The sequence below is a fragment of the Mucilaginibacter sp. genome, assembly GCF_041663085.1.
GTDB lineage: Bacteria > Bacteroidota > Bacteroidia > Sphingobacteriales > Sphingobacteriaceae > Mucilaginibacter.
Genome location: NZ_JBAZRC010000141.1, coordinates 1 through 13428, shown reverse-complemented (window position 1 = coordinate 13428; position 13428 = coordinate 1). Strand labels below are relative to the sequence as shown.

Here is a 13428-nt window from a genome sequence, read left to right as displayed (position 1 = left end):
CATGTTAACAGCAATACCAACGGCGAGCAGGATTACACCATAACAGGTGTATTTGATGACGGCAAAGTACCATCGCACATCAACGCTAATTTCTTCCTTTCGGTAGGAGGAGGCTCAATGGAGGGCTTTATAAAAAGGCAGGGAAACGATTTTGCCAGCAACAATATGTTTTATACTTACCTGCTGCTTAAACCCGGCACAAACCCTGCATCGCTCCAGGCTAAACTACCCGCTTTTATTGACAAATACGCTGGTAAGGATTTGAAGAACATGGGTTTCCAGAAAGAACAATCCTTACTTGCCCTGCGCGACATCCACCTGAGCAATGAGGTAGAAAGCAACGTAACCGCGCCTGCAAGCAAAACTTATTTGTACGTACTGTTCTCGATTGCAGCATTTACGCTGATCATTGCCTGTATCAATTTCATGAACCTCTCTACCGCGCGTTCATCAAAACGCTCGTCGGAAGTTGGCGTACGTAAAGTACTGGGGGCAGAAAAATCAACCCTGATCAGGCAGTTCCTAGGCGAATCTGTTTTGATGACCTTAATAGCCTTTGTATTTGCTATTGTTATCACCCTGATATTACTGCCTTTATTTAACCAGCTGGCCGATAAGAATATTACTCTATCTATAGATAAAGATTTAGTACTATTCTTCGAGTTTTTACTGATGGCACTTATTACCGGCGTGCTTGCGGGCAGTTACCCGGCATTCTACCTATCGTCATTTAACCCGGTTAAGGTGTTAAAGGGCAAGCTAACCAATTCGCTGGCTGTAGTAGCTGTGCGTAAAGGATTGGTTGTTTTCCAGTTTATCATTTCGGTGGTACTTATTGTGGCATCGGTTGTTATAGCGCGGCAGATGAACTTTATGCGTACCGCCGACCTAGGCTTTGCAAAAGACCAGCAGATAGTACTGCCTTTACGTACTGCTAATGCCAAGGCAGCATACGCAGCCATGAAAGCAGATCTGCAACAAAACAGCCAGGTAGCATCAATCGGTGCATCGGCTTATTACCCGGGGGTATTTAATCCAAGTGATAACCTGTTATACCGCGAAGGACAAACCACAGCAGAAGGAAAGCGTACACGCCTTAACTATGTAGATAACAACTTTTTACAAACTTTAAATATCAAACCAGTTGCCGGTCGGTTGTTCTCTCCGCAATTTGGTGCAGATACCAATGTCAATATCATTATAAACGAAAAAGCGGCTAAGGAATTTGGCTTTGCCAGTGCACAAGATGCCGTTAATAAAAAAGTACAAAACAATTTTCAGGGTAATACCAACTCGTTTACTATTGTCGGTGTGGTAAAAGATTTCCATTATGAGGACCTGCACCTGCCGGTAACCCCCTACGGCTTTTTACTAAACACCGGCGGCTATAACTATATGGTTATACATACCAAACAAGGGAACATGGCTGCCATGTTAAAAACAATAGAGGCCAGCTGGAAAAAGTATGACCCGAACGATCCGTTCGATTACACCTTTATGGATGATGATTTCCAGAAGAACTACCAGGCTGATACCCGCCTGGCCGGTATTGTAAGTTATTTTACTGTTGTAGCGATATTAATATCATGCCTTGGTTTGTTTGGCCTGGCAGCTTTTAGCGCAGAGCAACGCACAAAGGAAATTGGCGTACGCAAGGTATTAGGCGCGAGTGTAAGAACTATCGTATCATTATTGTCGGTGGATTTTTTAAAGCTGATCATCGCATCTGTTATCATCGCCTCGCCAATTGCATGGTGGCTGATGAATAAATGGTTGCAGGCTTTTGCCTACCGCAAAGATATCGACTGGACAATATTTGCTTATACTGCAACTATCGCGATATTTATTGGTCTTTTAACCATTGGTTCACAGGCGTTAAAAGCCGCGCTGGCAAACCCGGTAAAGAGTTTAAGGAGTGAATGAGGTTAGTGATCCGCTAATCAGAGATTTGGCATACATAACTTTAGCATTTAGAATTTCCAAAATATGATTCGTAACTATTTAAAAACCGCGTGGCGTAACCTGCTGCAAAACAAAACAACATCGTTAATAAGCATGGCAGGCCTGGCTGTAGGTATTTGCTGCTTCCTGCTGCTTACAACCTATCTGATAAATGAGTTACGCTACGACAGGTTTAATCTAAATGCCGACAGGATAAGCAGGTTAACATTTAGCTACAAATCCGCAGATGATAACGAAGCAAAAACTGCGGCTATAACACCTACTGCGCCTGTCCCGGTTTTTAAGAAAGAGTTTTCTGACATAGAAGATGGTGTTCGTATTGTGAATTACTCTAACATGCGGGCCGCTGTAGTACAGTTTGGTGATAAGGTTTTTAAAGAAAAAAAAATGCTGGCGGCCGATGACTCGTTCTTTAAAATTTTTACTTTTAAGTTTATACAGGGAAATGCGGCATCTTCTTTATCAAATTCATCATCAATTGTAATTACCGCATCAACTGCCAAAAAATACTTTGGTGATGACAACCCCATGGGTAAAATACTCAAGGTTGACCAAAAGAATAACATGATGGTTACCGGCGTAATTGAAGATGTGCCCGAGTACTCTCAAATAAAGTTTGATTTGATGGCAAGCTACGCCATGATGCCACGTTCGTTAACACGTGCCTGGGATTCATCAAACGATTACTCGTACATCCTTTTAAAACCGGGTGCGGATAGGGAGGCGGTGGCCAAACAAATGACCAGCTACATCACTAAAGACAGGCCACAATCAGGTAATAAAATGTGGTTTAGTTTAGAACCCTTAACTAAAGTGCATTTATATACCACAGCAACTTATGGTTTAGAACCATCTGGTAATATTAAATACGTTTACATTTTAGGGTTTGTTGCGGTAATATTACTGATACTGGCCTGTGTTAATTTCCTTAATTTAGTTACGGCCCGATCTGCAGAACGTGCCAAAGAAATTGGTGTACGAAAGGTAATGGGTGCTATGCGCGGGCAATTATTTAGTCAGTTTATCATTGAAGCAGGCATCATCACTTTGTTTTCTATAGTAATAGGTGTGGCGTTGCTGGCCGGGTTGTTTCCGTCATTTAGTACGTTTACAGGCCAGGCATTAGGTTTCCAAACATGGAACCTGTCATGGCTGCTAATGGCATTGGTTGCTTTATTTGTATTGGTTACATTACTTGCCGGTACATATCCGTCATTATACTTATCGGCATTTAAGCCTATTGTTACGCTTAAGGGCAGCGCGTCATCGCAGGCAGGCGGGGTAATGTTGCGAAAATCACTGGTGGTTTTCCAGTTTGTGGTATCGGTTTTCTTTATCATCAGCACCATTATTGCAGGCAACCAGTTACACTACATACAAAGCCTTAATACGGGTATAAACCGCGACCAGGTTTTAGTACTTGATATTGGTGGCATGCCTTATACCAAAATAGAATCGTTTAAAACCGAAATTAGCCAGCAAACAGGTGTATTAGGCTCTACGGCCAGCTATGATTCGCCCGTTAACGTTGGTGGTGGTTATTCCATTAATACTGCCGAAGGCAAAAACTCCGATTATAACTTGTCGGTAACCGCTATCCCGGTTGAAAAAAGTTTCACCAAAACCTTAGGTATTAAATTAGTTGCAGGCAGCGATCTTGACCTTGGTGATGAGCAACAGGTGCAGGATACCGCTTCTGCCAAAAGGCGTTATAGCTTTATTTTAAATGAAACAGCTGTTGCAGCAATGGGATGGAAGCCGGAACAAGCCATTGGTAAAAAAATAGGTTTAAATGGCCGTATGGGTACCATCAAAGCCGTAGCAAAGGACTTTAACTTTGCGTCGCTGCATGAAAAAATTACGCCTATTGTGATGTTCCCAGAGTATGATTGGTTTGGTAAATTGCTTATTAAAACATCGGGCAAAAACACCGCTAACACAGTCAACGCTATACAGACCAAATGGCATAAGTTTTATCCAAACGCACCTTTCGAGTATCATTTCCTTGACCAGGAGTTTGATGCCATGTACAAAACCGACCAGCGTACCGGTGGCATACTTACCGCATTTACCGTGGTAACCATATTTATATCATGCCTTGGTTTATTTGGCCTGGCTGTTTTCTCAACCCGCCAACGCATCAAAGAAATTGGTATCCGTAAGGTATTGGGTGCAGGCGTAGTGAGTATCGTTGGCTTAATATCGTTTGATTTTATAAAATTGGTATTAATAGCCATCCTGATCTCTTCGCCAATTGCCTGGTACGCCATGAACACCTGGCTGCAGGACTTCGCCTTCCGTATTGATATACAATGGTGGGTGTTTGTAATTGCAGGCGGTACAGCGGCACTTATAGCATTTTTAACGGTGAGTTATCAATCTATAAAAGCAGCATTATCAAACCCGGTGAAAAGTTTACGGTCAGAGTAGGTTAATGGCCAATTAATTGCAATTGTTTAGAATTTAGTACTTAGAATTTCTTCCAATATGTTTAAAACCAACCTTAAAATTGCCTGGCGCAGCTTGTGGAAACACAAAGCCTATTCATTAATAAACATTATAGGTTTAAGCACCGGCCTGGTTGCCTGCCTTATTGTGGCCACTGTTGTAATTGATGAGCTATCGTACGATCACCAATGGACAAAAGGCGATAATATTTACCGGGTGCTATCTGTAAACAGCAATGTAAAGGGTGCCGAAAAAATGCCTGTTACTTTCTCGGGCTTTGGCCCGTCGGTTAAAAAGGATATGCCAGAGGTTGCCGACTATTGCCGTGCATCAGTAAGGAACGAAAGGCTACAACTGGGTAATTATAAAGAGGGGATAGCCTTTAAAGCACTAAAAGCCGAAACAAGTGTATTCCGGATGTTTGATTTTAACATCATACAGGGTAACCCTCAAAAATTTGTAAAGGGCTATACCAATCTTGTAATCAGTAAAAAGATCAGCGAACAGTATTTTCCGGGGCAAAACCCACTGGGTAAGGTGATCTATAACCTGCCTGAATATGGTAAGCCGGGGCAATATTTAATAACAGGCGTAGTTGAATCCATTCCGCAAAACACACACCTTAGGGCTGATATTATTACACTAAATGAATACGCCGCAAGCGAAAATACCTTACCCGTGAGCGGTTATTTTACGTTCGAACCTGTGTACGTTTTATTAAAAGCCGGCACCAACGTTAGCCAACTTACCCAAAAAGTAAACAAATGGTATGAAAAAGGTATGGGTAAAAAGGGCGACTACAGTACACAGTTTCAACCGCTAAAAGATGTATATCTGAAGTCGGATTTCCCGGCGGTGCAGGATATACACGGCAGTATAAAAAACGTATACATATTTTCGGCAGTGGCCGCTTTGCTTTTGCTGATCGCTTGTATCAACTTTGTAAACCTTACCATATCGCGTGTGTTTAACCGCGCTAAAGAAACCGGTGTACGTAAAGTATTGGGTGCCGGTAAAACGCAACTGCTTATACGCTTCCTTTCAGAGTCGATTTTATTTTTTGTGATCTCGTTCCTGCTGGCAATTTTTGCATATCCATTTTTGCTTAAACCGCTCGAAACTTATTTGGGTCACCAACTGGTGTCTAATTTATACAGTTCGGCCTATTTATTTATCACTATTTGTGGGGTGCTTTTAATAAGTTTTTGCACTGGTTTATACCCGGCCTGGTTTTTATCCAGGCCAAAACCGGTAGTGATATTAAGAGATAAGATCTCATCAGACTTGCAGCTAAACTTCCTGAAAAAGGCCCTGGTAGTTGGGCAGTTCGTTATATCGGTAGCTATTATTGGGGTTACGTTTATCGTACACAACCAGATCAACTTTATGAACCATAAAGATCTGGGGTTCGATAAAAACAATGTTCTTAATATCAGCTATACCGAATGGGGCAAAAGCGCCAGGAGTTTTAAGCAGCAAATTAAAGAGATACCGGGTGTAGAAAGCGCAAGCATCAGCGACTGGTACCCAACATCAGGCGCAGGCAATATGTCGCGAACGATAAAGGTTCGAAACGAAAAAATGGATGTGTTTTTTATACAGGGCGATGCCGATCTGGCTAAGGTTTTAAAACTACAGCTAAAATCAGGGCGTGTGTTTGATCCATCGCTTAGTACCGACGCCATGGATGCAGACTCGCTTATAAGCGGCAGCAGCAAACAAACTCTGGCCCTAAAAGCCGTAGAGCCATTATTGATAACCAACTATACCGCCGGTTTGCTGGATATGAAACTGAACAGCAAAACAGATAAGTTTGAAGGTATCCCCGTAGGCATCGTAAAAGATTTTTACAGCGAATCGCTCCATAACAAAATTAAGCCTACAATAATACAGGCCGTAAGCAACCCGCAATGGGGGGCAATGCTTGTTCGGGTTAAACCGGGTACCGAAAAACAGGTTTTAACCGGCATTGATAAACTATACAAGCAATATTACCCTGAAAAAGTATTTAAATACGACTGGATAAGCGACCAATTGAATGAACAATACAAAGCCGAATTTAAACTCCAACAGTTATTTACCTGTTTTAGCTTACTTATCGTATTTCTGGCTTGCTTAGGCCTTTTTGGATTGGTAAGCTTTACTGCAGAGCAGCGCGTAAAAGAGATAGGTATCCGTAAAGTATTGGGAGCGGGTATAGGCGATATTGTTGGTTTGATATCAAAAGATTACCTGTGGCTGGTGAGTATCTCTATACTTATTGCCACACCTATTGCCTGGTACGCCATGAGCAAGTGGCTGCAGGATTTTGCTTACCGTATAGATATACAATGGTGGGTGTTTGCCCTTGCCGGCGGCCTTGCGGTTATTATAGCCTTTGTCACCATAAGTTTCCAATCGGTAAAAGCTGCATTTGCCAACCCGGTGAAAAGTTTACGGTCGGAATAGAGCTTTAATGAATAGAGATCGCAGGTTAGGAGTTTATCCTAACCTTTTTTGTTTCTGATTTTCTAACCCCGATCTGTAAATATCAATGTCTAACCAACAACTGTATCATAACCGAACGCACGCTGTACAGAAGCGTACAGTTTTTATGTTTAACAATCAATATAATAATCTAAAAATCAATTACTTATAACTTTGGTATGCTATTCATGCTTCAATACCAAAATCAGTTTAAGAAATTGCAACAAAATAACTCAGTAATTCATTAACACAATAATTAAACATGTTATCACTTCAGCATATTTCAAAGTATTACCAGGTAGGCGGGAACAAGAATTTCGTCATAAACGACATCAGTCTGGATATTGACGAAGGCGAGTTCGTTTCTATCATGGGCCCATCAGGTTCGGGCAAATCAACCTTGCTGAACATTATAGGTATGCTTGATGAGCCAACCGACGGTTTCCATTACTTTGTAGACCAAGCCGTACACCAGTTAAAAGAAAAACAACGTTCGGCGCTATATAAGCAATATATAGGCTTTGTTTTCCAGGCGTACCATTTAATAGATGAGCTTACCGTTTATGAAAACATCGAGACCCCGCTGATATACCAGGATGTAAAAGGATCTGAGCGTAAAGCGATGGTTGCAGATATGCTGGATCGTTTCCAGATAGTTGGCAAAAAAGATCTTTTCCCAGCGCAGTTATCAGGCGGTCAGCAGCAGTTGGTGGGTATAGCCCGCGCTTTAATTGCCAAACCTAAATTATTACTGGCCGATGAGCCTACCGGTAACCTTAACTCAAAACAAGGCGAAGAGATCATGGAACTATTCAGAAAGCTGAACAAAGAAGATGGCGTTACAATCATCCAGGTAACCCACTCCGAAAAAAACGCGGAATACGGTACGCGTATTATTAACCTGCTGGATGGAAGGGTAGAATCTTCGAAAAAACTCTGAACTATAACACAAAATGCGATACTTTAAATTTTTACTTTTTAGCTTAATAACCTTATCACCCGTACTGGCACACAGCCAGGCGGTTGATACCCTGCTTACACTACAGCAATGCATTGATATTGCCATAAAACATAACCTTGATGTAAGGAAAAGCGAACTGCAACTGCAAAGCGCCAAGGTTGATAAGAACCAGGCTAAAGAAAACCTGCTGCCTTCTATAAATGGCCAGATTGACCATGGTATAAACAATGGCCGTAGCCTTAACCAGGTTGACTATACATACGTTAACGCGTCTACAAAATTTGCAAATTACAATGCCAATGCTAACCTAACCTTATTTAGTGGTTTACAAAACCTGAACAAGATAAAGCAAACATCGTTGGCTTACCAGGCAGGGGAAATGGACCTGCAACAAGCAAAAGACCTGGTAACCATCAATACTATTACTGCTTATTTGCAAGTGCTTAATAATACCGAAGCTCTTTCGCAGGTACAAAACCAGTTAGAGGTTTCTAAAAAGCAGCTGGACAGGTTAGATATTTTGGAAAAACAGGGTGCTAACAAGCAACCAAACGATTTTTACGACCTTAAAGGAACTTATGCCGATAACCAGGTAACTTATGTTAACGCAAAGGCAACCTTGCAAACGTCAAAACTAAACCTGTTACAGATATTAAACATTCCATACAGACCCGAGATAAGGTTTGAAAAGGTATCAGGTGCAGAAATATTACAGCAGAACGGCACATCAGATCAGATCTATCAAACTGCTTTAGCGCAATTGGCTTATGTAAAAGCAGCCACTTTAAGGCGTCAAAGTGCAGAAAAAGGAGTTGCCTTTGCCAAAGGCGCCTTATCTCCAACTATATCATTATTTGGCGGGTTAAACACTACTTATTCCAGTGCAACAAAGGTGAGTGATGTCGATAATTCTACTATACCATATAGAGATCAGTTAAAAAACAACTTTAACAATAACTTTGGTGTAACTGTAAGGATTCCCATCTTAAACTTTTGGCAAAACCGTAATAAAATAACTTTAGCCAAAATAGATCTGCAGAACTATAAGTATGTGGAGGAAAATACTAAAATACAATTGCGCCAAAACGTTGAACAGGCTTACTTAAACATGACCAACGCTTTAGAAAGATATGCAGCCCTGCAAGATCAGGTTAAAGCTTATGCGGAATCGTTCAGAATAGCCGAGATCCGTTTCAACGCGGGGGTATTAACTTCTGTTGATTATGTACTGGCTAAAAACTACCTGGACAGGGCAAACCTCAACCTGATAAACGCCCGCTACGATTGCTACATCTACAACAAAATTTTAGATTATTACCAGGGGCATTTGGCATTATAAAAACCTAATAAACATATCACAGTGAAAATATCCGGCATACATAAAAGTAGCCGGATATTTCATTTTAAAACAAAACGTATATTTACCCGTTAAACCTTAAAATCAACTAAAACCATGAAAAAATTATTACTCACCTTAGGGATATTTTTAGCCATAACGGCAGTATCAAAAGCACAGATATTACCAAAAGTACAGGTTGGTATAAAAGGAGGCGTTAACTTATCAAGCCTGTCAAACTCATCAGGTACATTTAGTGCCGATAACCGTGCCGGTTACCTTGGCGGTATCTGGGCAAGATTTGGCGCATTAGGCTTTAATTTTCAGCCCGAGCTTTATGTGACCAGTAAAAATGTTAATATCAACTCAAGCAATGGCTCTTCAAGTAATGCGAAATTTACAAGTATTGATGTGCCACTATTATTAGGTGGAAAAATTGGAGCCTTTGGTTTGGGAGGTAGGTTTTATGCTGGCCCGTTAATGTCATTTGCTATAAATAGAAGTGGTAATTCATTTGGTTCGGCTGCAGGTGATGCTGTAAATTTACGTTATAAAGATGCCAATTTTGCAATAACTGCCGGTGCCGGTATTGATATTAGCAAGATATCTATCGATCTTCGTTATGAAGCTGGACTTACCAAACAAGAATATATTGATGGTTCTACTAATATAAAAACCCGTGTAAGCTTATTTAACCTAAGCTTAGGTTACGCGTTTTTATAAGCAAACCAATAATATTATAAAAGGCTTGTGCATTGCACGGGCCTTTTTTGTTTAGGGCCAAGAAAGTATCGTAATTGGCGCAGTCGTTGTCAATATAGTATTATGGTTGTGATGCCCGATGCGCTTATATTAGCCCTTACATCATTAGCCTGTTAAATATGAATCATAAGCGTTTAATAACTATATTATTACTGTTAACCGCAGGTTTCAGTCGGTCGCAATTGTTTGCCCAAACAGAGCCGGCCGGTAACGCGAATATTCGTTTAAACCAAACTGGCTTTTATCCAAACGGCGCTAAAATAGCAATACTCACTAATGCAAAACCAGGTAAGTTTTATATTCAAAACGGTAATAAAAAAATAGTTTTTACGGGCGAGTTAAAACAATCATCACAGCCGGCTTTTTTGGGTAATTATACTTTCATTGCCGATTTTTCGGCATTTAGCAAACCGGGGAAATATATGGTGTACGTTCCGGGAAGCGGTTATTCTTATCCTTTTAGCATTCGGCCTTCTGTATTAAAACCTGTAGCCGATGCAAGCATTAAAGCCTTTTACTTTCAGCGGGCATCTATAGCCCTGGATGAAAAGTATGCCGGCAAGTGGCATAGGGCAGAAGGCCATCCGGATAATAAAGTACTGGTACATCCATCAGCAGCAAGCAATAAGCGCCCGGCAGGGACAGTGATATCCAGTCCACGCGCTTGGTACGATGCCGGCGATTACAATAAATACATCGTAAATAGTGGTATCAGCACAGCAACATTACTTTCGCTTTATGAGGATTTCCCGGCGTACATGAAAACTGTACAGTTGAATATCCCCGAAAGCAGCAATCAATTACCTGATGTACTTGATGAGATACTATGGAACCTGCGCTGGATGCTCACCATGCAAGACCCTAACGATGGTGGTATCTATCATAAGCTTACAAACGCCAATTTTGATAAAATATTAATGCCCGATAAGGCTAATACCACACGCTATGTAGTGCAAAAAAGCACCGCTGCTACGCTTGATTTTGCCGCGGTTATGGCACAGGCGTCGCGCATTTTTAAGAAATTCCCCGGCCAGGTGCCGGGCTTATCCGACTCATGCCTGAACGCTGCCGAACAAGCTTGGCAATGGGCGGTTAAAAACCCGACTGTGATTTATGATCAGGACGTAATGAATAAAACATTCAGCCCTAAAATAATCACGGGCGCTTATGGTGATAAGTATTTAAGTGACGAGTGGTTTTGGGCAGGAGCCGAACTTTTTGTAGCTACTGATAAAGATGAGTACTACCATAAAATCAAAACGGGTAAAAATAACGGTATCAGTATCCCTGCATCATGGGCACAGGTTAAGCTTTTGGGCATTTATACCCTGGCACAACATGCAGGCCTGCAAACAGCAAGCAATCCCCAATTAGCAGAAATGAAGGAACTGTTGTTAAGCTTTGCCGATAACCTTATTGAAGCTGCCGGCAACAATGCTTACCAAACTGTAATGACAAAAGCACCCGCAAAGTTTCAATGGGGGAGTAACGGCGATGCCGCTAATCAAGGAATATTGCTAATAAAAGCTTACCAGTTATCTCACAATAAAAAATACCTTAACTATGCTTTAAGTAACCTCGATTATATTTTGGGCCGGAATGCTGCGGGATACTCATACGTTACAGGATATGGCAGTAAAACACCTATGCATCCGCACCACAGGCCATCTATTGCCGATAGGGTAACAGAACCTGTCCCCGGCCTGTTATCAGGCGGGCCTAATCCGGGCATGCAGGATGGCGTAAAATTAGCATCTGTAGTACCCGATAAAGCTTTTATTGACGACGACCGCTCATACGCCACAAACGAGGTAGCCATTAACTGGAATGCACCTTTGGCATACCTGGCAAATGCTATTGAAGCTTTACAAAAAGAGTTATAGGCTAAATAGTTTTATACCGATGTGATAGCTGTAATAAAAAGTATTATAAGGGCGGATAGGCTAAAACCCAATGTGTACATAATTGATACCCCAACTATTTTGCTTACTGTGCGCCAGCGGCTACGTTTATAAAATACACGTAACGAGCGATATATGTACCATATAATAGTGATATTAGCCGCAGCCTGCAAAATATTTGTAACTGTTTCCCAACTATCTGGTAACAGCATATTCAATAATATAATTACCGTTAAAAACAAAAAGATGTAACAGTGCAGGTGTATAGCGTAAATAATATGCTCTACATAAAGTTTATGGTTTTTCCAGAAAGCTATTTTTAAGATGAGCGCAAACAAAGGCAGCAGCAAAAACATCATTTTTGGTGCATTGTGCTTAAAGCCCTCCATTAAAACTTCTTTAGCATTTTTTCCCTGGTTTTTCCAATCGTAGTTCTTTTTTACAAGATAACGCTCCAGCATATTATCCCTGTCTTTGGCAGATAGTTTAGTCTGGTTGGCTAAATAGTCATCGTATGTTGAAAATTTATCTACATTATCATCACCGTAAAACGTAAAACCGCCTTCATTATCTGTTTCGCGGACCTTAACTTTAGGGGAGCCCTTTTCAATATCTGCATTTATCTCTTTGGCAATTGTATCTGGTACATAGGCCTTTAGCTTTTCGGCAATCGCTTTCTTTTGCTCAACGGTAAGGTCTAAATTTGAGTAAATGCCTTTATTAGTCGCAGTTTTATCCTTTTTATTTCCTTTTTGTTCGCTGCGCTTCTCATCTTTTACCTTTTGGTTTTCATGTTTATTACCCTGAAAGAAAAACACAAAAAATACCAAACTGATAAAAATGTACATTTTAACCGGATGCAGGTATTGTGCGCGGCGGCCCGCAAGGTATTCGTTAGTAAGGTGTCCCGGTTTAAAAAAAAGCGGCCTTAGTGTATGAAAAAACTGGTAATCAAAGTGGAAATAATCGCTTATGGCATGGTTTAACATATGGCCAAAGCTCTCTTTCATCTCCAGGTTTTCCTGCCCGCAATTATGGCAAAATTTACCCTCTAAGATGGTTCCGCAATTCAAACAATCATTCTCCTTACGGTAGTGTTTTTTCATCGGTTTAGGATGTGTATGGGTTTAAGCGTTTTCTATAGCGTGTTTAAGTGCCGCATTATGTTTATACCTGAATACAAACGGGAAAATAACTGCAATGACTAAAGCATAAGCCGCAAATGTAAGCCATATGCCGTGCCAGTTCTTACCCTGATCTGCAAGAGTGAAGTATTTATCGATGATAAAGCCGCTTGCAAAGCTGCCAAATAATGCGCCGAAACCGTTAACCATCATCATAAACAACCCTTGTGCGCTGCCCCTGATTTCTGGGGTGGTTTGTGTTTCCACAAACAGCGAACCCGAGATGTTAAAGAAATCAAACGCCATACCGTATACAATACATGATAATACGATCATCCATAAACCGTTTGCAGGGTCGCCAAAGGCAAATAAGCCAAAGCGCAGTACCCATGCCAGCATGCTAAACAGCATCACATACTTAATACCAAATTTTCGCAGGAAGAAGGGGATTGCCAGGATAAATAAGGT

Annotated in this window: 9 protein-coding genes; 7 read left to right on the top strand and 2 right to left on the bottom strand. The window is 41.1% G+C overall.

From position 1 onward, the window contains the following. The 7 genes from WC615_RS19240 to WC615_RS19210 form a co-directional block, all read left to right on the top strand. On the top strand, nt 1-1923 hold a 1923-nt coding region (locus WC615_RS19240; protein ID WP_372979694.1), incomplete at its 5' end, for an FtsX-like permease family protein. A 63-nt stretch (nt 1924-1986) separates the two neighbouring features. Continuing rightward, nucleotides 1987-4392 (top strand): ABC transporter permease, encoded by a 2406-nt coding sequence (locus WC615_RS19235; RefSeq protein ID WP_372979693.1) that lies wholly within the window; start codon nt 1987-1989, stop codon nt 4390-4392. 57 nt (nt 4393-4449) lie between these two features. Then, complete coding sequence (locus tag WC615_RS19230; RefSeq protein ID WP_372979692.1) at nt 4450-6858, top strand: ABC transporter permease; 2409 nt, start codon at nt 4450-4452, stop codon at nt 6856-6858. 280 nt (nt 6859-7138) lie between these two features. After that, entirely contained in the window at nt 7139-7816 is a 678-nt protein-coding gene (locus tag WC615_RS19225; RefSeq protein ID WP_372979691.1) for an ABC transporter ATP-binding protein, read from the top strand. Between the two features lie 13 nt (nt 7817-7829). After that, on the top strand, nt 7830-9176 hold the full coding sequence (locus tag WC615_RS19220; protein WP_372979690.1) for a TolC family protein: 1347 nt from the start codon (nt 7830-7832) through the stop codon (nt 9174-9176). 114 nt (nt 9177-9290) lie between these two features. Beyond that, the gene (locus WC615_RS19215) at nt 9291-9896 is read left to right on the top strand and encodes an outer membrane beta-barrel protein (RefSeq protein ID WP_372979689.1); all 606 of its coding nucleotides are present in this window, start codon (nt 9291-9293) and stop codon (nt 9894-9896) included. 158 nt (nt 9897-10054) lie between these two features. Continuing rightward, nucleotides 10055-11818 carry a glycoside hydrolase family 9 protein gene (locus WC615_RS19210; RefSeq protein WP_372979688.1) on the top strand — a complete coding sequence of 588 codons (1764 nt, stop codon included), beginning with the start codon at nt 10055-10057 and terminating at the stop codon, nt 11816-11818. A gap of 11 nt (nt 11819-11829) precedes the next feature. Here WC615_RS19210 and WC615_RS19205 read toward each other — a convergent pair whose 3' ends face one another. Further along, a complete protein-coding gene (locus tag WC615_RS19205) occupies nt 11830-12942 on the bottom strand; it encodes a DUF3667 domain-containing protein (RefSeq protein ID WP_372979687.1) in 1113 nt (370 codons plus the stop codon). Between the two features lie 21 nt (nt 12943-12963). Further along, the coding region (locus tag WC615_RS19200; RefSeq protein WP_372979686.1) for an MFS transporter at nt 12964-13428 on the bottom strand (465 nt) is incomplete at its 5' end.